Origin of the sequence: Pseudomonas sp. PA-6-3C, assembly GCF_021605825.1 — a bacterium.
Lineage (GTDB): Bacteria > Pseudomonadota > Gammaproteobacteria > Pseudomonadales > Pseudomonadaceae > Aquipseudomonas > Aquipseudomonas edaphica.
This window is the reverse complement of the sequence record NZ_WKDV01000071.1, coordinates 1-19,812: the sequence shown is the minus strand read 5'-3', so window position 1 is coordinate 19,812 and position 19,812 is coordinate 1. Positions and strand designations below refer to the sequence as shown.

The window sequence follows — 19,812 nt, the reverse complement described above, 5'->3', positions numbered from 1 at the left end:
CATCTATTGATCCAGGTCGGGCTTTTGCGGGTTTTGTATCGCTGTGTATCGGCGGGTGCCGTTCGACACAGGCGTGATACCTCAGAGGGTTTCAATAGGCACTCTGCGACTCGACAAGGTAATCACCATGCGACCTATCACATTCCTGTTTACCAGCCTGCTGCTGGCTTTCGCTCTGACCGCAAGCTGGATGGCCAGTGGCGAGAGCAAGCAACCTGCGGGTGCCACGCCGTCGCTGGCGGGAGCGGTCGAATGGCTCAACTCACCGCCTCTGAGCCTTGAAGCGCTCAAAGGCAAAGTGGTGCTGGTGGATTTCTGGACCTATGACTGCATCAACTGCCGGCGTGCGCTGCCCTACGTCAATACCTGGGCCAAACGCTATGAAAAAGACGGTTTGGTGGTGATTGGCGTACACACGCCCGAATACGCGTTTGAGCACATCCCGGCCAACGTCAAGGAACAGGTGCGCAAGCTGGGCATCGGTGATCCGGTGGCTATCGACAATAACTACGCGATCTGGCGCAGCTTCGATAACCAATATTGGCCGGCCCACTACCTGATCGATGCCAAGGGGCACGTGCGTTACAGCCACTTCGGTGAGGGACGCTACGAGGCTCAGGAACTGATGATTGAAGCACTGTTGAATGAGGCCAGGGCGATTCAATGAGGCGGTCTACGCTTGAAGGGCACTCCCAGGTTCTGCCGCGGACTAAGCAACAGGGCCGCTGAAGGCCCTCTGCTTTTCTGACATGGACCGGACATGAACCAAACCAACCTTCAATTCAAAACCCTGCTGTTATTGCTGGCCCTGGTGACCATCGCCTTTATCTGGATATTGCTGCCGTTCTATGGCGCGGTGTTCTGGGCGGTCATCCTTGGCATCATCTTCGCCCCGATGCAGCGGCGCCTGCAGCAACGCTTCAGCTGGAACCGCAACCTGACGTCCCTGGCCACCCTTACGGTATGCCTGGTGATCGCAATTTTGCCGGTGATCATCACCAGCGTGCTGCTGGTGCAAGAGGGCGCCACCCTCTATAAAAATATCGAAAGCGGCAAATTGGACGTGGCGGGGTATATCGAACAGTTCAAGAACATCCTGCCGCCTTATTTCCAGCATCTGCTCGACCGCTTCGGCATGGGTAATCTGGAGGGGCTGCGGGAAAAGATCGTCAAGAGCGCCATGCAAGGCAGCCAGTTCTTTGCCACCCAGGCGTTCAGCTTCGGCCAGGGCACGTTTGATTTCCTGGTGAGCTTTTTCATCATGCTGTACCTGCTGTTTTTCCTGCTGCGTGACGGCCCGGAACTGGTGCGCAAAGTACGTACGGCGGTGCCGTTGGCCGAGCCGCAAAAGCGCCGGTTGCAACTCAAGTTCAATCGGGTGGTACGTGCGACCGTCAAAGGCAACGTGTTGGTCGCCGTGACCCAGGGTGCGCTGGGTGGTTTGATCTTCTGGTTTCTGGACATTCCCAGCGCGTTGCTCTGGGCGGTGTTGATGGCGTTTCTGTCGTTGCTGCCAGCCGTCGGCGCTGGGATCGTGTGGGGGCCGGTGGCCGCCTACTTCCTGTTGAGCGGTTCGATCTGGCAGGGCGTGGTACTGGGCTTGTTCGGCGTGTTCGTGATCGGGCTGGTGGACAATGTATTGCGTCCGATCCTGGTGGGCAAAGACACCAAGATGCCGGATTACCTGATCCTGATCTCGACCTTGGGCGGCCTGTCGGTGTTTGGCTTGAATGGCTTTGTGATCGGGCCGCTGGTGGCGGCGCTGTTTATGTCCAGTTGGGCGTTGTTTGTCGAAAGCAAGCCGCGGGTCAAACTGCCATTGCCCTAGTTCTCAGGCGTGAGGCTTCAGGCATGGAGCCTGAAGTTCGACACCTGTTGTTGCTGTTGTTGCGCAGCGGACAGCGAGGTGAGCGGGCCGCTGATGGTTTCGCCATCGCGTACCACATACCAGCAGGCCAGCAACCCGAGCTCCCGGAGTGGGGCGGGGACGGCACTGCCGACAACGGACATGATTTGAACAGTAGGCATAGGCACCTCCAAAGGTATGGGGGTCACCTTACGGGCTGATGGCGCGTAGGAAAAATCACCCTTCTCGATAGTCAACATTAACGCCAGGCGTCAATCCACTACTTGATCGAGCATGTTCACCACTTCCTGCTCGCTGAGCAGGCCTTTGCGCACCAGGTTTTCTGCCAGCAGCGCGAGAAATTTTGCGCTGCGGTGGCCCTCAAGGTGCTTGAGTTCGGTAAGTGCGCTGTAAACCTTGCTGGACGTGCACAGGCCAGCGGTGCGGTGCGGGTTTTGCGTGGGCATGGTCAGTCGTCCTTAATTGTTATTGGGTGGACCGCTCGATAGTGAGACCGTTGAGTGACGTAAACATGACAGCGCAGGCCCAGGTCAAGCAAGTGGACATTTGACCGTCATGATGTGGGATTGCGGCTCGGGCATTGTCCTCATAGCGACCTTGGCATGATAAAACCGGGCTTTTCAGGCAAAACCCAGGCAAAACGCAGGTAAAAAAAGACCCCGCGTGTGGGCGAGGCCTGTTCATTTCTAACCTGACTGCGTGTTACCAGCCGCGGCCATAATAACCGTAGGGAGGGCCATAGTAGCCGCGTGGTGGGCCGTAATAGACCGGCGCCGGGCGGTAGTAAACCCGCTGTTGCACATACACCGGCGGTGGCGGTGCGTAGTAGACCGGCGGCGGTGCGGCATACACCGGTTGAGGCTGGACATACACCGGTTGCTGCACGTAAACCGGCTGGGATTGGCTGGCAACTACGGAGCCGACAACGGCTGCGCCGATCAAACCACCCAATATGGCCGGGCCACCCCAACCACCACCGTGGGCGGAGGCTTGGCCTGCCATAGCGAGTGCGCCGATAAGCAAGGCGATTTTGGGGATTTTACGAATCATGGTCATTCCTCGGTTAGCCCCTGCGCTTGTGGTCTGCAATCAATAGACTCAAGGATTGTCGCGGGGATACTTTTAAGACAACGTATTTCTGAAAAACAGCACCGCCGCTAGGTAAAGGTTGTGTAAGGTCTGTACCGATTTGCTTACTCAAAGGAGTTTTCCATGCAGATGCACCCCAACAAGGACACCCAACTGTGCATGTCATTGTCGGCGCGTCCCGGGAATTTTGGCTTGCGATTTCACAACCATCTGTACGAACAGCTGGGGCTGAACTTCTACTATAAAGCCTTCAGCAGCCAGGATTTGCCCGGCGCGATCGGCGGTATTCGGGCGCTGGGCATCCGTGGTTGCGGGGTGTCCATGCCGTTCAAGGAAGCTGCCATTGCCCTGGTCGATGAGTTGGATGCCTCGGTCAAGGCCATTACTTCGCTCAACACCATCGTTAACACCGACGGCCATCTCAAGGCCTACAACACCGACTACATTGCCGTGGAACAATTGCTGAAAAAGCACGCGGTGCCCAAGGATTCGACCTTCGCGCTGCGTGGCAGCGGCGGCATGGGCAAGGCGGTGGCCAGTGCCCTGCGTGACGGCGGTTATGCCAACGGCGTGATTGTGGCGCGCAACGAAGCGGCGGGCCGGGCGTTGGCGCAGAGCCTGGGGTATGAGTGGCAAGCAGAGCTGGGCGAGTTGCGCCCACAGATGCTGGTCAACGTGACGCCGATCGGCATGACCGGCGGTGCAGAAGCGGACCAGTTGGCCTTCGAGGCGGACGCTGTGGACGCTGCTGACACTGTATTCGATGTGGTGGCGATCCCCGCCGAAACGCCGTTGATCGTGCGCGGGCGTGCCCAGGGCAAACGAGTGATTACCGGGTTGGAAGTGATCGCAATCCAGGCGTTGGAGCAGTTTGTGCTGTACACCGGTGTGCGGCCGACGCAAGAGCAGTTTGAGGCGGCGGTGGCCTTTGCCCGAACCTAAAGCACTGCGCAGATCCAAATGTGGGAGCGGGCTTGCCCGCGATGAGGGCGTGTCAGCCGCCTTATACATCACTGACCCACCGCAATCGCGGGCAAGCCCGCTCCCACATTTTTAATCGAGTTAAGCCTGTTCCAGTTGGGCCAAACGCTCTTCCAGCGCTGCAATCCTGGCTTCAAGTTCTTCGATTCGCTCCACCGAAACCCCACCCGCCGAGCGCTCCACCGGGCTCCCGCGTGCCGCGATGATCGCCTCAATATCCGCCGGATCCCCCAACGCATGGGTATAACGATCTTCCCGTTGCCCTGCCTGGCGCGGCACCAATACTGCCAGCCCGCGCGCAATCAGGCGTTCAAGCTGGTGCACGACCTGTTCGGCATCTTCAAAGTCATGCATGCGCCCGCTGCGGGTCAGCAGTTCGTTGACGGTCTGCGGCCCGCGCAGAAACAGCAGCCCGATCAGGATTACCTGGGCCGGCACCAGCTCCAGTGCCTTGTCCACCCGATGCTCCCAGCGGTCGGCGCGGCTGCCCATCACCAGGCGGGTAAAGCCTTGGCCCTCGAGCACCCGCAGGCTCTGGCCGACCTGGCCCTGGCTCAAGTTGGTCACCGGTTCCCGGCTGGTCTTCTGGTTGCAGGCCAACACCAGCGCATTGAGTGTGAGCGGGTAGGTCTCCGGGTTGGTCGCCTGTTTTTCGATCAGGCAGCCCAGGATGCGGATTTCCGTGCTGTTCAGGCGCGGCTCAGGGGTGTCGGTGTCGTGCTCGGCGGTCATCGCGCTTTCCCTATGCAGTGAAGCTCACTAGCCTAATCCTGAAAAAATAAAAGACAAGCCGCAGGCATGGCTATAATCGCCGCTGGTTCCAAACCCTGCCATCACCGTGAGACTGTCATGACTATTTCCCTGTACGCCGCCTCCATCCCGGTCTTCAAGCAAATGCTCAACGCGCTGAGCGACGTGCTGAACAAAGCCGAAGCCCACGCCACCGCCAAGAACATCGAACCCAATGCCTTGCTGCAAGCGCGTCTGTTCCCGGACATGTTCCCGCTGGTGCGCCAAGTGCAGATCGCCGTCGACTTCGCCAAGGGCGTTTCCGCGCGCCTGGCCGAGATCGAAGTGCCGAAGTACGAAGACAGCGAAGTGACCTTCGCCGATCTGCAAGCACTGATCGCCAAGGTGCTGGCATTTGTCGACACCATCAAGCCTGAGCAAATCGACGGCAAGGAAGGCATCGAGATCATCACCCGCCCAGGCACGCCGAAAGAGAAGCGCTTCAGCGGTCAGTCTTACCTGCTGACCTATGGCCTGCCGCAGTTCTTCTTCCACGTCACCACCGCTTACGCTTTGCTGCGTCACAACGGTGTGGAAGTGGGCAAACGCGATTACATGGGCGCTTTCTAAGCATCCAGATACAAAAAAGCCCGGGATCGTTGCTGTCGAACGCCCCGGGCTTTTTTACGCCTGGATAGTTAAGCCGTTTGCTCTTCCTTGCCCAGGCAGGCGGCTGCCGTGAACAGCACATCGGTGGACGAGTTGAGCGCGGTTTCCGCCGAGTCCTGCAGCACACCGATGATGAAGCCTACGGCCACCACCTGCATGGCGATCTCGCTGGGAATGCCGAACAGGCTGCACGCCAGGGGAATCAGCAGCAACGAGCCACCGGCCACACCCGACGCGCCGCAGGCACATACCGCCGCGACCACGCTGAGCAGCACGGCGGTTGGCAGGTCCACGGCAATACCGAGCGTGTGCACAGCGGCCAGGGTCAACACGGTGATGGTAATCGCCGCGCCGGCCATATTGATGGTGGCGCCCAGCGGGATCGACACCGAGTAAGTGTCTTCATGCAGGCCCAGGCGTTTGCTCAGCGCCAGGTTCACCGGAATATTCGCCGCCGAACTGCGCGTGAAGAATGCGGTGATGCCGCTTTCGCGCAAGCACATCAGCACCAGCGGATAAGGGTTGCGGCGCAGTTTCCAGAACACGATGGCGGGGTTGATCACCAGCGCGACAAACAGCATGCAGCCGATCAGCACCACCAGCAGGTGGGCATAGCCGAGCAGGGCGCCGAAACCGGAGGTGGCCAGGGTCGAGGCCACCAGGCCGAAGATACCCAGCGGCGCAAAGCGGATGACGACGCGCACGATCAGGGTGACGCCATTGGACAGGTCATCGAGCACCGTGCGAGTGGTAACACCTGCATGGCGAATCGCGATGCCCATGCCGATGGCCCAGGCCAGGATGCCGATAAAGTTGGCATTCATCAGCGCGCTCACCGGGTTATCCACCACGCTCAGCAGCAGGCTTTGCAGCACTTCGCCGATGCCGCCGGGGGCGCTGACGGTGGCGTCATGGGTAGCCAGCACCAAAGGCGACGGGAACAGCATGCTGGCAACCACTGCGACGACGGCAGCGGCAAAGGTGCCGAGCAGGTACAGGAACAGGATTGGCTTGATATGGGTTTCCTGGCCATGTTTATGGTTGGCGATAGACGCCATGACCAAGACAAACACCAGAATCGGCGCAACGGCCTTCAGCGCGGTGACAAACACCTTGCCGATAAAACCAGTGGCTCGCGCAGCCTCGGGCAACAGCAAGGCCAGTAAGATACCGGCCACCAGGCCGATGACAATTTGGGTGACCAGGCTGACGCGCATCAGTCGTTGCAGCAGGGAAGGGGCAGCAGTCATAAACAGTTGTCTCTAGTTTTTTTAGTTGGACGCAGCATTGCAGGCACATAGCGACGTAGGAAGCAGGCCCAAAGTCTAACATGCTGTAGGAAGCGTCCCGTTTCGGTGCGGCATTCCGTCACCCTCAACTGTAGGGTTTGGCCAGGCCAAGGCCTATTCTGTTAAGATTGCGGCCTCTCATCTTTCCTCTCCGTCAGCGAGCCCTTCGGGCTGTCGTTGATGTCGTCGTTTCTGGAGTTTTCATGTTGTTCCCTATCCTGCTGCTGTCGGCCGCCGGTTTTACCGTGCTGACCACAGAATTCATCATTGTCGGGCTGCTGCCGTCGATCGCCCGCGACCTGAACGTCAGCGTGTCCCAGGCCGGGCTGCTGGTGACGTTGTTCGCGTTTACCGTGGCGGCATTCGGGCCGTTCCTGACCGCATACTTCGCGCGGTTCCAGCGCAAGCGCCTGTTTATCTGCATCCTGATCATGTTTGCGCTGGCTAATACCGTGGCGGCATTGGCGCCGAACATCTGGGTCATGGCCTTGGCGCGCTTGATTCCGGCGTTGGGTTTGCCAGTGTTTTGGGCCTTGGCGAGTGAAACGGCGGTGGACATCGTCGGGCCGGAGTTTGCCGGCCGGGCCATTGAAAAGATCGGTTTCGGGATTGTCTGCGCCACGGTGTTCGGCATTCCGGTTGGCACTTTGATCTCCGATATGTTCGGCTGGCGCACAGCGTTTGCGATTCTCGCCGTGGTGGCGTTGGCCAAGGCCTTGCTGCTGTTTATCTACCTGCCGGTGACCACACCGAAGAACGATCAGGTGAGCCTGCGCTCGCAGTTCAAGCTCCTGCGCAACCCGTTGATGCAGGGCCATATCCTGCTGTCGATCCTGGTTTTCAGCGGCATGTTTACCGCTTACACCTACCTGGCAGACATCCTTGAGCGCCTGGCCGGCTTCGACGGCACGCTGGTGGGCTGGTGCCTGATGGGTTTTGGCGCAGTGGGCCTGATCGGCAACGCCCTCGGCGGGCGTGCGGTGGATCGTCACCCGCTGATTGCGTCCATGGTGTTTTGCGGGTTCATGATCGCCGGCATGGTCGCGGTGGTCCCGGCGATTCACTCCACCCTCGGCCTGGCAGCGGCGATGGCGGTGTGGGGCGTGACCCAGGCGGCGATGTTTCTGGTCAGCCATGTGCGCCTGATGAAAGCCGCGCCCCACGCCCCGGCGTTTGCGGCGTCGCTGAATATCGCTGGCGCCAACTTGGGTATTGGCCTGGGGGCAATGGTGGGTGGGCATGTGATCGACACCCTTGGCCTTGCCAGCCTGGGGTTTGCGGCGTCCGGATTTATCCTCGTATCGATCCTGCTGGCGCTGTGGTTGATGACCGCCGAGCAGCCGATGGCGTCCAGCGCCTGAGTCAGCCTGGCTGGGACGGGATCAGGCTTATGTGGGAGCCGGGCTTGCCCGCGATGCAGGCACCTCGGTGTATCAGTAAGACCGAGGTGATGCTATCGCAGGCAAGCCAGCTCCCACACCTTGCCGTCAGGGCAGGGCGGTAAACAGCTCGCGCCGCGCCCCTTCGGTAATCGCCACGATGCCGGGGTGCTTGATCTTGCGTTCCACCGAGATCGCGTAGAACGACTCGGTGACCGCATCGGTCTGGCCGATCAGCGCCACGCCATATTGGCGCACCACCTCATCGGCGATCACGCTGGGGGCGATAAATATCCCGCTGCCCGACTTCCCAAACGCCTGCATCAACGCGCTGTCGTCGAACTCGCCGATGATCTTCGGCTGGATCTGCTGCTCGGCAAACCAGCGCTGCAAGCGGCTGCGCACCACCGTCTCTGCGCCCGGAATCAATAACGGCGCGCCCTGCAGGCAGTGTGGGAAATCGCCGCCGTATTGGTCCGCCAATGCCTGGGTGGCGAAAAAGCTGATGCCGCATTCCCCGAGTTTCTGACTGTAGCCTTTGATGTCCAGATGCGTGGGCATAGGGCTGTCGGAGATCACCAGGTCCAGGCGCTGGATCGCCAGGTCGGCCAATAACCGTTCGAGTTTGTCTTCGCGGCAGGTGATGCGCATCGGCTCGCTCAACTCCATGGTCGGCGCGATCAGCCGATAAACGATGGATTTTGGCACCACATCCGCGACCCCGACCCGAAACAGGATCTGCTGTTCGTCGGGTGCTGCGCGCAACATGGCTTCCAGCTCGTTACCGGTCTGGAACATCTGCTCGGCATAGGGCAAGGCCCGTCGCCCGGCTTCGGTGAGTTCCAATTGGCGACCGACACGCTGAAACAGGGCGATACCAAAGGTCTGCTCCAGCAGGCTGATCTGGCCGCTGATGGTCTGCGGCGTGAGGTTCAGTTGCTCACAGGCGCGCACAATACTGCCGGTCTTGGCCACCACCCAGAAGTAATGCAATTGTCGATAATTGAGCATGGCGGTCTACACTTCGTAAAAATCGAAGTATACGTGAGAAAAATACGAATTTTACTGAACTGTTCAGCTGCATAGAATGCCTCGCTATCGAGGGGCCACTATTTGGACCCAATGGTTCTAACGAGGAATACATGATGAAACTCAATTCCCTGGGCGCGGCGTCCGTACTTGCGCTTTCATTGGTGATGATCAGCGGCTGTGATCAAGTCGAAAAGAGCGCGCAGCAGGTGCTGGGCAAAGCCACCGAATCGGCCAAACAAGCCATCGATGACACCCACAAGGCCGCCGAGCAGGCATTGAGTGAAGCGACCCAAGGTTTGATCAAACCTGAAAAAGACGCTGAGCAGGCCGAAAAAGAATCTGAAACCCAGCGTAAAGAAGCTTAATTTCCCAGCACAACGTCAGGACTGACCTATGGACTACCTTTTACAACTGGCCGCCAGCCCGACCGCCTGGGTTGCACTGGCCACCTTGATCGTCATGGAAATCGTGCTGGGCATCGACAACCTGATCTTCATCTCGATCCTCACCAACAAGCTGCCCGAAAAACACCGGGCCAAAGCGCGGCGTATAGGCATCAGCATGGCGTTGATCCTGCGTCTGGGCCTGTTGAGTACCATCGCGTTTATCGTGCAACTGACCGCGCCGGTGTTCGAAATTTTCGGCCAGGCGTTTTCCTGGAAGGACATGATCCTGATCGCCGGTGGCCTGTTCCTGGTGTGGAAGGCCACCACCGAGATCCACCACAGCATGGACCCGGAGCCCGAGGAGAAAGCCAGCGTCAGCAACACCGTGGCCATCGGCTTTGCCGCCGCGATTGGGCAGATCCTGTTGCTCGACCTGGTGTTCTCCATCGACAGCATCATTACCGCCGTGGGCATGACCGAGCACCTGCCGATCATGATCATCGCCGTGGTGGTCTCGGTGATCGTGATGCTGGTGGCGGCCGAGCCGTTGGCCAAGTTCATCAACGACAACCCGACCGTGGTGATGCTGGCCCTGGGCTTCTTGATCATGATCGGCATGACGCTGATCGCCGAAGGTTTCGGCGCCCATGTGCCAAAAGGCTATGTGTATGCGGCCATGGCGTTCTCGGCGGTGATCGAATGCCTGAACATTGCCCGGCGTAACCGTCACAAACGCTTGCTGGCAGCCCGCCCGTAAGCGCTGAAGCAAAAAGCCGGCTGTGCTCACAAGAGCCCAGCCGGCTTTTTGCTGTCTGTTAGAATCGGCCCACTTGTTACCTTGAGGTCCACCATGAACGAGCCGATTCGCCTCACCCAGTACAGCCACGGCGCGGGTTGCGGCTGCAAGATTTCGCCCCAGGTGCTGGAAGTGATCCTCGCCGGCAGCGGCGCACAGAACCTCGACCCCAACCTGTGGGTGGGCAACGCCTCGCGTGACGATGCGGCGGTGTACGCCATCGACGACGAACGCGGCGTGGTCTCCACCACCGACTTTTTCATGCCGATTGTCGATGATCCGTTCGACTTCGGCCGTATTGCCGCCACCAACGCGATCAGCGATATCTACGCCATGGGCGGCGACCCGTTGATGGCCATTGCGATTCTGGGCTGGCCAGTGAATGTGCTGGCGCCGGAAGTAGCCCGCGAAGTGATCCGTGGCGGCCGCTCGGTGTGCGACGCCGCCGGTATTCCGCTGGCCGGCGGGCACTCTATCGACGCGCCGGAGCCGATCTTCGGCCTGGCCGTGACCGGCATCGTGCAAAAGCGCCATATGAAGCGCAACGACACCGCCACCGCGGGTTGCAAGCTGTACCTGACCAAACCGCTGGGCATCGGCATCCTTACCACCGCCGAGAAGAAGGGCAAATTGCGCGAGGCGGACATCGGCCTGGCCCGTGACTGGATGTGCACGCTCAACAAGCCTGGCAGCCGTTTTGGCAAGTTGGCCGGCGTAACGGCAATGACCGATGTCACCGGTTTCGGCCTGTTGGGTCATCTGGTGGAAATGGCCGACGGCAGTGGTCTCACCGCCCGTATCGAATACGCCAAAGTCCCACGCCTGGCCGGAATCGAGGACTACTTGGACCAAGGCTGCATGCCCGGTGGCACCTTGCGTAATTTCGACAGCTATTCAAGCAAGCTGGGGCGTCTGCAGGAACTGCACAAGCGCGTGCTGTGCGACCCACAGACCAGCGGCGGCCTGCTGATCGCCGTTACCCCGGAGGGCGACGCCGAGTTTCACTCTGTGGCCGCAGAACTGGGCCTGAGCCTTGAGCCAATCGGCGCACTGGTTGAGCGACAGACCCACGCGGTAGAGGTGTTTTGATGGCAACTGACATCACCAACTACCGCGACATCTTCCTCAACGACCGGCCGATGATGGATACCCGCGCGCCGATCGAGTTCACCAAGGGCGCGTTTCCCGGCGTGGTCAACCTGCCGCTGATGACCGACGACGAACGCCAGCGGGTCGGCACCTGCTACAAACAGCAGGGCCAGCAAGCGGCCATCGTGCTGGGGCATGAGTTGGTGTCCGGGGCAATCAAGGCCGAGCGCATCGAGCATTGGGCGCAATTCGCCCAGGCCAACCCCGACGGTTACCTGTACTGCTTTCGCGGCGGGCTGCGGTCGCAGATCGTGCAGCAATGGTTGAAGACCGAAGCGGGTATCGAGTATCCCCGCGTCGGCGGTGGTTACAAGGCCATGCGCACCTTTCTGCTGGAAACCCTGGAGCAAGCGACGGCCGAGTGTGATTTCGTCTTGCTCGGCGGCATGACCGGGACCGGCAAGACCGAGGTGTTGAGCCAGTTGCGCAATGCCTTGGACCTTGAAGGGCACGCCAACCATCGCGGCTCCAGCTTCGGCAAGCGCGCGACGGCGCAACCGTCCAACATCGACTTTGAGAACCGCCTGGCGGTGGACCTGCTGAAGAAACGCGCGGGCGGTATCGAACAGTTTGTGGTCGAGGACGAAAGCCGCATGATCGGCAGCTGTGCACTGCCGTTGCCGTTGCATAAGGGCATGCAGACCTTCCCGATGGTGTGGCTGCAAGACAGTGTTGAAGGCCGCGTCGAACGGATTCTGCGCGATTACGTTGTTGATCTTTGCGCCGAATTTATCGCGGTGTTTGGCGAAGGCGGGCAGGCGTTGTTTGCCGAGCGCTTGACCCAGAGCCTGGCCAACATCCACAAGCGCCTGGGTGGCGAACGCTTCCAGCGCTTGCAGGCCATTTTGCAAGATGCCCTGGCAGAGCAGGCGCGCAGCGGTGCTGTGGATTTACACCGGGTGTGGATCGAAGGCCTGTTGCGCGAGTATTACGACCCGATGTATGCGTTCCAGCGTGAAAGCAAAGGTGCGCGAATCGAGTTTGCAGGGGAGCAGGGCGCGGTGGTGGAGTACTTGCGCGAGCGGGGTGCCAGGCGGGGGTGATGCGGTGGGTTTGAGGGCCTCATCGCAGGCAAGCCAGCCCCCACATTTGACTGCATTCACAGATCAACATGTGGGAGCTGGCTTGCCTGCGATTAGGCCCTAAGCCCCACAACAAAGCCTAAAGAATCACCGCCCCGATCAGCCCACACACCACCCCCACCAGCATGGTCAGCCCGGCCACCGTCACCAGCACCCGCGCATCGAAGTCCTTGCGCAGCATCAACAGCGACGGCAGGCTCACGCTGGGCAAGGTCATCAGCAACGCCACGGCCGGGCCGGTGCCCATGCCCAATGTCATCATGGTTTGTACGATAGGAATCTCGGCTGCCGTAGGAATGACGAACAGCGTGCCGACGATGGCCAGCGGTATCAGCCACACCAGGCTATCGGCCATGGCCCCGTCGACATGGGGAAACAGCCACACCCGCGCGGCGCCCAGAATCAGCACGGCGACGATATAGATCGGGATCGTGCTCCAGAACAGCTGCCACAGAGTCCGCAGCCACCGGCTCAAAAATGGCTGCGACTCGGTCTGACTCGCGTCAGCCACTGCGTCCAGTGCCGCTTCCGGCACATGGTCGGGACGGGAAATGCGTTGTGCGACCAGCGACACGCCCACCACCAGCACAATCCCCGCCACCAGGCGTAACGCGGTAAAGCCCCAACCCAGCACAAAGCCCATGAACACTAAGGTTGCCGGGTTCAGCACCGGGTTGGCGATCCAGAAGGCCAGCGCCGCGCCCACCGACACCTGCTGACGGCGCATGCCCGCTGCCACCGGGGCCGCGCAGCAACTGCACATCATCCCCGGCAAGGCGAACAGCCCGCCACGCAGGGTCGAACCCAGCCCGGCGCGGCCAAACAGGCGCAATAGCCAGTCGCGGGGGATCAACACTTGCAGCAGTGACCCCAGAATCACCGCCAATACGGCAGCTTTCCAGATCGCCAGGAAATACACCTGAGCATAGGCCAGTGCCGCGGCCAAGGGTGAGCTTTGCTGATCGTTGAGAATCGAGGCGCCGATGCTGTGGTTATCCGCAGCGACAAAGGCCTTGAGGTAGTAGGGCGACCACTTCACGTAATAGAGGCCGATGCAGGCCACCAATATGAACAGCGCTGGTTTCCACCAGAACGACCAGCCCCGGTTGGGCTGGGTGGAGATGAGGTTGGGCATGGTGCAGGTCCGCAGATGATTCAATAGCGGGCCATCATACGCGCCTACCACCGATCGTTCCCACGCTCCTGCGTGGGAATGCAGGCTGAGACGCTCTGCGTCGCGACGCTGGCCCCAGCACCTGAACCTCGCGCAGGGTGAAAGTTGAGCGTTACGGAGTGAATTCCTACGCGGGAGCGTGGGCTCTATCTGCAGGGCTTCAGATATCCGCGCTCACTTGGGTTGCATCCGGGCATGTCTGCTGGCCGTTATCCAGGCCTTGCTTGTAGTTGCGGCTCAGCAGCGAAGCCTTGCCGTTGTGCCAGGTCAGTGTCAGTACATAGAGCGTGTCGTAATCGCCGCCCGACCAATCGTCCGTGATGGTGTGTTTTTCACCCGAGGCTTCACTGGCCACCCGGTTGATCAGCTCCGGCAAATAACCGTGTGACCAGGCGGTGTAGATGATGGAATTGTGGTACTTGTCTTCCACCAGCTCATCGGCGAGGTCGTGGGTGTCATTGGCGGAGAACTTGATGTTCACCGGCAGGCCAAGCTTGATGGCGCTGGGGCTGATGGTCATCAGGGGTCGAATGTAGCTGTAGGAATTATCGTGCTCGCCTTCCTCGACATTGCGCGTCGGGTTGGGCGCAAACACGTAGTTGGCCTTGCCGAATTTTTCCGGCAGCACGGTGGCCAGGTTCATCGCGCGGTTCAAACCCTGGCAATTGAGCTGGCCGAGGCCGCCGACGGGTTTTTCGCCGTGGCGCAGGAACACCAGGGTTTGCACACCGTCCACCGGCGCGGCGCGGCTGATTCGCGACTCCAGGGTCAGGCCGATGGCGCCGCCCACCAGCAATAGCGGCAACATGATGTAGGCATAACGTTTAAGACGTTGCGCAAGGCACAGAGGCTTGATTGTCATTGTAGGTTCGAGTCTTCAGTGCAGCGATTAAGGCGGGCAAGCCTGGCCTCAGCGACGCATCCAGCGTGCTGCGGTTTAACCTGTGATTGTTACGGGGTGTCTTCCTTTCACCGTCATGGCGCAGTTAAGAGTATGAATCGGCTCTTTGGTTCGCCTGCGCGCACCATAGCGCGGTTATGTTGCGCAATGATGACCCATGCAGGACGGCGTGCAGGTGGCTATCATGGGGACTTTGAGCCTGGGGACTTCCCGATGAACGCACTTGCCGCTTTCCCGATCAACAGCAAATGGCCCGCCCAGCACCCGGAGCGCTTGCAGCTGTATTCGCTGCCCACGCCCAATGGGGTCAAAGTGTCGATCATGCTGGAGGAACTGGGCCTGCCTTATGAAGCGCATAAGGTCAGTTTCGAGACCCAGGACCAGTTGTCACCGGAGTTCATGTCCCTGAACCCCAACAATAAAATCCCGGCGATCATCGACCCCAATGGCCCGAGCGGTCAGCCGCTGGCGTTGTTCGAGTCCGGGGCGATCCTGATTTACCTGGCGGAAAAAACCAGCCAGTTGCTCTCCGAAGACCCGGCCACCCGTTACGAAACCCTGCAGTGGCTGATGTTCCAGATGGCCGGTATCGGCCCGATGTTTGGTCAGGTCGGGTTCTTCAACAAGTTTGCCGGCAAAGCATACGAAGACAAACGCCCACGTGATCGCTACGCCGCCGAATCTCGGCGTTTGCTCGGCGTGCTGGAAAAACACTTGCTGGGCCGCACCTGGATCATGGGTGATGAATACAGCATCGCCGACATTGCCACCTTCCCATGGATCCGCAACTTGATCGGTTTCTACGAGTCCGGCGACCTGGTTGGCATCGCTGATTTCCCTAATGTGCTGCGCGCGCTGGACGGTTTTGTCGCCCGCCCGGCGGTGATTCGTGGCCTGAGTATTCCGAGCTAAGACATGCCGACTTTCGATTTCAAGCAACTGGATGTGTTCAGCCGGGTTTCGCTCAAGGGCAACCCCCTGGCGGTCGTGCTCGGCGCCGATAGCCTCACCGACCAACAAATGGCCGACTTCGCCAACTGGACCAACCTCAGCGAGACCACGTTTTTGCTGACGCCGCGGGATCCACGGGCGGATTATCGGGTAAGAATTTTTACCACGCTTAAAGAGCTGCCGTTCGCCGGGCACCCGACCCTGGGCAGTTGCCATGCGTGGCTGCAGGCAGGCGGCGTGCCCAAGGGTGAGGAGATTATCCAGGAGTGCGAAATCGGCCTGGTGCGTGTCCGTCGCCAAGGTGATGAACTGGCGTTTATTGCACCGCCGTTGTTGCGCACAGGGCCGGTGGAAGCGCCCCTGCTGGAGCGCGTGCGCCTGGGGTTGGGCCTGGCACCTGAGGCCATTGTGCGCAGCCAGTGGGTGGATAACGGCGCGGACTGGCTGGCGGTGATGCTGGCCGACCGCGAGCAGGTGTTGGCCTTGCAGCCCGATTACGCGCAATTGCACGGCCTGGCCATTGGCGTCATCGCGCCCTGTGACCCGGCGCGTGACGAGGTGGACACCCACTTTGAAGTGCGCGCTTTTATCGCCGGTGACGGCGCCCAGGAAGACCCGGCCACCGGCAGTTTGAATGCCGGTGTTGCCCAATGGTTGCTGGCCGAAGGCCTCGCGCCCGAGCGGTATGTGGTCAGCCAGGGCACCGCGATTGGGCGTGCCGGGCGAATTCACGTGGAGCGCCAAGGTGATGAAATCTGGGTGGGCGGCGCAGTGGCGGCGTGCATCGAAGGGCGAGTCCAGCTCTAGATCAATATATTGTTACGGCCCACGCAATACACTATTGGCCCCTGGGCGTTTGTGCTGCGGGGGCCAAGGGGCATAAGCTTTTGCCCCAACTATTCTGCCGCTATCCAGGAAAGCCATGACCAGCCAGTTCCCCCAAGCCCGTCCTCGCCGCCTGCGCCGCTCCCCGGAGCTGCGTGGCCTGTTCCAGGAAACCGAATTCACCCTCAACGACCTGGTACTGCCGATTTTTGTCGAAGAAGAAATCGACGACTTTGTGCCGATTACCAGCATGCCGGGCGTGGTGCGTATTCCTGAGAAAAAACTGGCCGGTGAAATCGAGCGTTATGCCCGTGCCGGGATCAAGTCGGTGATGACCTTCGGCGTGTCCCACCACCTGGACGCCAACGGCAGCGACACCTGGAAAGAGCGCGGCCTGGTCTCGCGCATGTCCTCGATCATCAAGGACGCCGTGCCGGACATGATCGTGATGTCTGACACCTGCTTCTGCGAATACACCGACCACGGCCACTGCGGCGTGATGCACGGTGCCCACGTCGACAACGACGCGACCCTGGTCAACCTCGGCAAACAAGCCGTGGCCGCCGCCCGCGCCGGTGCCGATGTCATCGCACCGTCGGCCGCCATGGACGGCCAGGTCCAGGCCATTCGCCGTGCCTTGGACGACGCGGGCTTCACCCATATCCCGATCATGGCCTACTCCACCAAATTTGCCTCGGCCCTCTACGGCCCATTCCGCGAAGCCGGCGGCAGCGCCCTCAAGGGCGACCGCAAAAGCTACCAGATGAACCCAATGAACCGCCGCGAAGCCGTACGCGAGTCCCTGCTCGACGAACAGGAAGGCGCCGATGCGCTGATGGTCAAACCGGCTGGCGCCTACCTCGACATCATCCGCGACATTCGCGAAGCCTCACGCTTGCCGGTGGCGGCGTATCAGGTGAGTGGCGAATACGCGATGATCAAATTTGGCGCCCAGGCAGGCGCAATTGATGAGGCCCGGGTGGTGCGCGAAACGTTGGGGTCGATCAAGCGGGCTGGCGCGGATTTGATTTTTACGTATTTTGCGATGGATTTGGCGTTGGCTGGGATTTGAATTTGGGTTGTGGGCCTGTGGCGAGTGAGGTTGCTCGTCACAGGTGCAGTGCTCTTTGAAGTTTTGCGATCACGCTCAGTTGAATTTTTCATAGTCTTGGGCACCCAATGATGCCAGCCATTTTTTAAAGAAGTCGATTTGTTCTTTTGGGTCGTTCGTTAGATTCTCTTCTTCATAATCAAAGATGTGAACTATATCTTTTCTAGTTGCTTGTTTGCCTAAGGTTATTTCGTAAGCAACAAGTCCTGCACTCATTTGAGATGCCATTCTTGAAGGCATTACATTTAATTTTGCGCCTTTGCATAAGAAGGTCATATGGGGGAAGTCGGCTCTGACTTTTGCGAGGCAAACGTAAATGTCCCTTCCTTCATAAATTTTCTTGAAGTTTTCTGCTTCTGAAAATTTCATGATGAGTTTTCTTTTGTCAAACTTTACTGTTGTTTCTATTTTTTTATCGTTTACTAGTATTTTTATTTTTTTCGTTTCCATGTTTTTTCTGCTTGGAAGTTGGGTTTAATGGCCTGCATGGCTTTCGTTGGGTTTTATTGGCGTGGTAACTAGAGTGTCGCTGTGTATATTTTGTGGTGAATGGAAGGTTCTTTTTATTTTGGGGAGGGGATCTGATCCTAAAATTCCGAGGTGAGGTCGCTGGCCTGTGGCGAGAGAGGTTGCTCTTCACAGATGCAGCGAACTACGTCTACACCGACTCAGCCCAGCGTTGGCAGAAATCATGTTGCTCCTGTATGTCGTTGGTGAGATCGTCTTCTTCATAAGAGAAAATATGCACCATCTCACCCTCCGGAACTCCCATGGTCGTTTCATAAGCAACTAGACCATTAGACATGTGCGAAGACATTCCTGATGGGTGGACATTGATTTTTGCACCCTTGCATAGAAATTTTATATCTCTCAAATCGCTCCTTAATAAACCGAAACATTCATATAGGTCTAATGCGGTGTAGCTTTTCCGTGCTTCATTCTTCAGCAGTATATAAAGAGTGGGCCTGCCCCCCTCATATTCGATTATTGCGGTTTCACGTATGCCGTTTCTGATGATTGTGATTTCACGTGATTTCATGGAAATTTCCTATTAGGGTTCAATATGGTGTACCCCTTGTAGGTGCCATCTTCATACACTGGCGAGGCACCTAAAATGTCTTGGGTATCTATACGTCCCGGGATTGCGATTTCTGACTCATTACTGTGTTTGGATCGCATGCCCAATTCTTTGTTTACGTCTCGTCCAGGGATTCTTTTTAGTGTGTAAAGGAACCCTTCCTCGAAGCCAAAATTTGAAGCAAATGCCAGAGCTTGTTTACTGTATATCGACGTAGGAACAAAGTTGCTAGGGGGGCTAAGGTTGTTCAATGAGTGCAGGAAAAGGTCTGTACTCGATCCTCTGCTCTCAAAGCCTTTTTCGAATATTTCATCGGGCTCTCTCAAATCTCCACGATATAGATATCTTCTCTTATTAAGTGGGGTCGGTGGTGATGACGATTGATCATCAACCTTTGTTTTTTCAGTTGGGCTCTCTATTTTCGACTGCGGTATACATCCATTGTCACCTGGACAAGTGTTCAAACCTAACGGATCCACCCAACCAGTAGGATTGAGCACATACCGGTACGCATTAATCCCACCCGCCAGCTTCACCGGGTCCGGCGTCAGGTAGCGACCAATATCTGGATTGTAGTAGCGATGCCGGTTGTAGTGCAGCCCGCTTTCCGCATCAAAATATTGGCCCTGGAAGCGCAGCGGGTTATCGATTTTTCTGATGTCTAGGCGGGCGATTTCACCGTAGGCGCGGTAGTGCGCGGACCAGACGATTTCGCCTTCGGGGTTTGTCAGTTCCTGTGGCGTGCCGAGGTGGTCGAGTTGGTAGTGGAAGGGCTTTGTTTCTTGTGGGCCAAAGCCTTCCAGCAGGACCAATGGCCGAAAACTGTCTGGCTCGTAGAGGTAACTGCGATGCCGATCCGCGTGGTGTTCGGCTACCAGCTTGTCGCCTTGCCAGAAAAACTCCGTGGTTATGTCGTTAACGGTTTTGCTGATCCGCCGCCCAAACGGGTCATAGCGATAGCTGGCGGTTTGCCCGTTTGGTTGAGTAATACCCACCAGCCGATGCTGGCAGTCGTAGCGGTACTCGGTGACGAGCTGATGACCCTTGCCACGTCGCTGTCGGATCAGATTGCCGAAGGCGTCGTAGTCGTAGTGATGATCGCCCTGAATCATCAACCGGTTCCCCGCCACGATGTCCGGGCCTGGGCGGTCTTGCATGAGGAGGTTGCCAGCCGGGTCGTGGCCGAAGCGTTCCTGCACGTCTTGCGAGTGGTCGGCGCGGGTCAGGCGGGCGAGGGGGTCGTAGTGGTAGTGGTGTTCGCCTTTGCGGGTGTCGAGCAGGCGGGTGAGGTTGCCGCTTTTGTCGTAGTCGTATTGGCGTTGGT

Annotated in this window: 22 protein-coding genes and 1 pseudogene; 12 read left to right on the top strand and 11 right to left on the bottom strand. The window is 58.8% G+C overall.

Going from position 1 to position 19,812, the window contains the following annotated elements; translation table 11 throughout:
• Positions 1 to 220 precede the first annotated feature (220 nt).
• A pseudogene (locus tag GIW48_RS28705) lies at positions 221 to 667 on the top strand (thioredoxin family protein); the annotation flags it as partial.
• Between the two features lie 93 nt (positions 668 to 760).
• A complete protein-coding gene (locus GIW48_RS28700; protein ID WP_017135286.1) occupies positions 761 to 1,828 on the top strand; it encodes an AI-2E family transporter in 1,068 nt (355 codons plus the stop codon).
• Between the two features lie 17 nt (positions 1,829 to 1,845).
• On the opposite strand, the gene GIW48_RS28695 is transcribed toward GIW48_RS28700, so the two are convergent.
• The 3 genes from GIW48_RS28695 to GIW48_RS28685 all read right to left on the bottom strand — a co-directional run bounded on the left by GIW48_RS28695 (position 1,846) and on the right by GIW48_RS28685 (position 2,923).
• Positions 1,846 to 2,028, bottom strand: a complete 183-nt coding sequence (locus GIW48_RS28695) for a hypothetical protein (protein WP_017135285.1) — start codon at positions 2,026 to 2,028, stop codon at positions 1,846 to 1,848.
• A 90-nt stretch (positions 2,029 to 2,118) separates the two neighbouring features.
• The gene (locus GIW48_RS28690; protein WP_010211349.1) at positions 2,119 to 2,313 is read right to left on the bottom strand and encodes a hypothetical protein; all 195 of its coding nucleotides are present in this window, start codon (positions 2,311 to 2,313) and stop codon (positions 2,119 to 2,121) included.
• Between the two features lie 256 nt (positions 2,314 to 2,569).
• Positions 2,570 to 2,923 (bottom strand): hypothetical protein, encoded by a 354-nt coding sequence (locus tag GIW48_RS28685; protein WP_170040687.1) that lies wholly within the window; start codon positions 2,921 to 2,923, stop codon positions 2,570 to 2,572.
• Positions 2,924 to 3,079: 156 nt separating this feature from the next.
• On the opposite strand from GIW48_RS28685, the gene GIW48_RS28680 reads away from it, so the two are divergent.
• A complete protein-coding gene (locus GIW48_RS28680; protein ID WP_170040688.1) occupies positions 3,080 to 3,898 on the top strand; it encodes a shikimate 5-dehydrogenase in 819 nt (272 codons plus the stop codon).
• A 120-nt stretch (positions 3,899 to 4,018) separates the two neighbouring features.
• On the opposite strand, the gene GIW48_RS28675 is transcribed toward GIW48_RS28680, so the two are convergent.
• A complete protein-coding gene (locus tag GIW48_RS28675; protein WP_017134565.1) occupies positions 4,019 to 4,669 on the bottom strand; it encodes a YceH family protein in 651 nt (216 codons plus the stop codon).
• Positions 4,670 to 4,786: 117 nt separating this feature from the next.
• Between GIW48_RS28675 and GIW48_RS28670 the strand changes: the two genes are divergently transcribed.
• Positions 4,787 to 5,296, top strand: a complete 510-nt coding sequence (locus tag GIW48_RS28670) for a DUF1993 domain-containing protein (protein WP_017134564.1) — start codon at positions 4,787 to 4,789, stop codon at positions 5,294 to 5,296.
• Between the two features lie 68 nt (positions 5,297 to 5,364).
• Here the strand turns inward: GIW48_RS28670 and sstT are convergent, their stop codons facing one another.
• Entirely contained in the window at positions 5,365 to 6,585 is a 1,221-nt protein-coding gene (gene sstT, locus GIW48_RS28665; RefSeq protein WP_017134563.1) for a serine/threonine transporter SstT, read from the bottom strand.
• 242 nt (positions 6,586 to 6,827) lie between these two features.
• Between sstT and GIW48_RS28660 the strand changes: the two genes are divergently transcribed.
• Entirely contained in the window at positions 6,828 to 7,985 is a 1,158-nt protein-coding gene (locus GIW48_RS28660; protein ID WP_017134562.1) for an MFS transporter, read from the top strand.
• 126 nt (positions 7,986 to 8,111) lie between these two features.
• On the opposite strand, the gene nhaR is transcribed toward GIW48_RS28660, so the two are convergent.
• Positions 8,112 to 9,014, bottom strand: coding sequence for a transcriptional activator NhaR (nhaR, locus tag GIW48_RS28655; protein ID WP_236462332.1), 903 nt, complete (start codon positions 9,012 to 9,014; stop codon positions 8,112 to 8,114).
• Positions 9,015 to 9,148: 134 nt separating this feature from the next.
• Here nhaR and GIW48_RS28650 point away from each other — a divergent pair, with 134 nt between their 5' ends.
• From GIW48_RS28650 to mnmH, 4 genes are all read left to right on the top strand, one after another.
• Complete coding sequence (locus GIW48_RS28650) at positions 9,149 to 9,400, top strand: hypothetical protein (protein WP_017134560.1); 252 nt, start codon at positions 9,149 to 9,151, stop codon at positions 9,398 to 9,400.
• 28 nt (positions 9,401 to 9,428) lie between these two features.
• Entirely contained in the window at positions 9,429 to 10,178 is a 750-nt protein-coding gene (locus GIW48_RS28645) for a TerC family protein (protein ID WP_017134559.1), read from the top strand.
• A gap of 93 nt (positions 10,179 to 10,271) precedes the next feature.
• On the top strand, positions 10,272 to 11,306 hold the full coding sequence (gene selD / locus GIW48_RS28640) for a selenide, water dikinase SelD (protein WP_017134558.1): 1,035 nt from the start codon (positions 10,272 to 10,274) through the stop codon (positions 11,304 to 11,306).
• Entirely contained in the window at positions 11,306 to 12,409 is a 1,104-nt protein-coding gene (mnmH, locus tag GIW48_RS28635; protein WP_236462337.1) for a tRNA 2-selenouridine(34) synthase MnmH, read from the top strand. Before selD ends, mnmH begins: the two co-directional genes overlap by 1 nt.
• 118 nt (positions 12,410 to 12,527) lie before the next feature.
• Here mnmH and GIW48_RS28630 read toward each other — a convergent pair whose 3' ends face one another.
• Both GIW48_RS28630 and GIW48_RS28625 read right to left on the bottom strand, forming a co-directional pair.
• The gene (locus GIW48_RS28630) at positions 12,528 to 13,583 is read right to left on the bottom strand and encodes a permease (RefSeq protein WP_236462340.1); all 1,056 of its coding nucleotides are present in this window, start codon (positions 13,581 to 13,583) and stop codon (positions 12,528 to 12,530) included.
• Positions 13,584 to 13,782: 199 nt separating this feature from the next.
• Positions 13,783 to 14,484 (bottom strand): histidine phosphatase family protein, encoded by a 702-nt coding sequence (locus GIW48_RS28625; protein WP_099550054.1) that lies wholly within the window; start codon positions 14,482 to 14,484, stop codon positions 13,783 to 13,785.
• A 252-nt stretch (positions 14,485 to 14,736) separates the two neighbouring features.
• Between GIW48_RS28625 and GIW48_RS28620 the strand changes: the two genes are divergently transcribed.
• The 3 genes from GIW48_RS28620 to hemB all read left to right on the top strand — a co-directional run bounded on the left by GIW48_RS28620 (position 14,737) and on the right by hemB (position 17,371).
• Positions 14,737 to 15,435, top strand: coding sequence for a glutathione S-transferase N-terminal domain-containing protein (locus GIW48_RS28620; protein ID WP_017137779.1), 699 nt, complete (start codon positions 14,737 to 14,739; stop codon positions 15,433 to 15,435).
• Between the two features lie 3 nt (positions 15,436 to 15,438).
• On the top strand, positions 15,439 to 16,281 hold the full coding sequence (locus GIW48_RS28615) for a PhzF family phenazine biosynthesis protein (protein WP_099550053.1): 843 nt from the start codon (positions 15,439 to 15,441) through the stop codon (positions 16,279 to 16,281).
• 115 nt (positions 16,282 to 16,396) lie between these two features.
• Positions 16,397 to 17,371 (top strand): porphobilinogen synthase, encoded by a 975-nt coding sequence (gene hemB / locus GIW48_RS28610; protein WP_069786976.1) that lies wholly within the window; start codon positions 16,397 to 16,399, stop codon positions 17,369 to 17,371.
• A gap of 75 nt (positions 17,372 to 17,446) precedes the next feature.
• On the opposite strand, the gene GIW48_RS28605 is transcribed toward hemB, so the two are convergent.
• From GIW48_RS28605 to GIW48_RS28595, 3 genes are all read right to left on the bottom strand, one after another.
• A complete protein-coding gene (locus GIW48_RS28605) occupies positions 17,447 to 17,860 on the bottom strand; it encodes a hypothetical protein (protein WP_176992423.1) in 414 nt (137 codons plus the stop codon).
• 208 nt (positions 17,861 to 18,068) lie between these two features.
• Positions 18,069 to 18,449 (bottom strand): hypothetical protein, encoded by a 381-nt coding sequence (locus GIW48_RS28600; RefSeq protein ID WP_177034976.1) that lies wholly within the window; start codon positions 18,447 to 18,449, stop codon positions 18,069 to 18,071.
• The coding region (locus tag GIW48_RS28595; RefSeq protein WP_236486605.1) for an RHS repeat-associated core domain-containing protein at positions 18,446 to 19,812 on the bottom strand (1,367 nt) is incomplete at its 5' end. The genes GIW48_RS28600 and GIW48_RS28595, both read right to left, overlap by 4 nt.

Bases quoted from the DNA above. Each gene is read 5' to 3' on its own strand.
- GIW48_RS28625 (WP_099550054.1), bottom strand. From the start codon at position 14,484: ATGACAATCAAGCCTCTGTGCCTTGCGCAACGTCTTAAACGTTATGCC.
- GIW48_RS28680 (WP_170040688.1), top strand. From the start codon at position 3,080: ATGCAGATGCACCCCAACAAGGACACCCAACTGTGCATGTCATTGTCG.
- sstT (WP_017134563.1), bottom strand. From the start codon at position 6,585: ATGACTGCTGCCCCTTCCCTGCTGCAACGACTGATGCGCGTCAGCCTG.
- GIW48_RS28675 (WP_017134565.1), bottom strand. From the start codon at position 4,669: ATGACCGCCGAGCACGACACCGACACCCCTGAGCCGCGCCTGAACAGC.
- GIW48_RS28695 (WP_017135285.1), bottom strand. From the start codon at position 2,028: ATGCCTACTGTTCAAATCATGTCCGTTGTCGGCAGTGCCGTCCCCGCC.
- GIW48_RS28670 (WP_017134564.1), top strand. From the start codon at position 4,787: ATGACTATTTCCCTGTACGCCGCCTCCATCCCGGTCTTCAAGCAAATG.
- GIW48_RS28650 (WP_017134560.1), top strand. From the start codon at position 9,149: ATGAAACTCAATTCCCTGGGCGCGGCGTCCGTACTTGCGCTTTCATTG.
- GIW48_RS28605 (WP_176992423.1), bottom strand. From the start codon at position 17,860: ATGGAAACGAAAAAAATAAAAATACTAGTAAACGATAAAAAAATAGAA.
- GIW48_RS28620 (WP_017137779.1), top strand. From the start codon at position 14,737: ATGAACGCACTTGCCGCTTTCCCGATCAACAGCAAATGGCCCGCCCAG.
- GIW48_RS28685 (WP_170040687.1), bottom strand. From the start codon at position 2,923: ATGACCATGATTCGTAAAATCCCCAAAATCGCCTTGCTTATCGGCGCA.
- GIW48_RS28690 (WP_010211349.1), bottom strand. From the start codon at position 2,313: ATGCCCACGCAAAACCCGCACCGCACCGCTGGCCTGTGCACGTCCAGC.
- selD (WP_017134558.1), top strand. From the start codon at position 10,272: ATGAACGAGCCGATTCGCCTCACCCAGTACAGCCACGGCGCGGGTTGC.
- GIW48_RS28630 (WP_236462340.1), bottom strand. From the start codon at position 13,583: ATGCCCAACCTCATCTCCACCCAGCCCAACCGGGGCTGGTCGTTCTGG.
- nhaR (WP_236462332.1), bottom strand. From the start codon at position 9,014: ATGCTCAATTATCGACAATTGCATTACTTCTGGGTGGTGGCCAAGACC.
- GIW48_RS28700 (WP_017135286.1), top strand. From the start codon at position 761: ATGAACCAAACCAACCTTCAATTCAAAACCCTGCTGTTATTGCTGGCC.
- GIW48_RS28615 (WP_099550053.1), top strand. From the start codon at position 15,439: ATGCCGACTTTCGATTTCAAGCAACTGGATGTGTTCAGCCGGGTTTCG.
- GIW48_RS28645 (WP_017134559.1), top strand. From the start codon at position 9,429: ATGGACTACCTTTTACAACTGGCCGCCAGCCCGACCGCCTGGGTTGCA.
- GIW48_RS28600 (WP_177034976.1), bottom strand. From the start codon at position 18,449: ATGAAATCACGTGAAATCACAATCATCAGAAACGGCATACGTGAAACC.
- mnmH (WP_236462337.1), top strand. From the start codon at position 11,306: ATGGCAACTGACATCACCAACTACCGCGACATCTTCCTCAACGACCGG.
- GIW48_RS28660 (WP_017134562.1), top strand. From the start codon at position 6,828: ATGTTGTTCCCTATCCTGCTGCTGTCGGCCGCCGGTTTTACCGTGCTG.
- hemB (WP_069786976.1), top strand. From the start codon at position 16,397: ATGACCAGCCAGTTCCCCCAAGCCCGTCCTCGCCGCCTGCGCCGCTCC.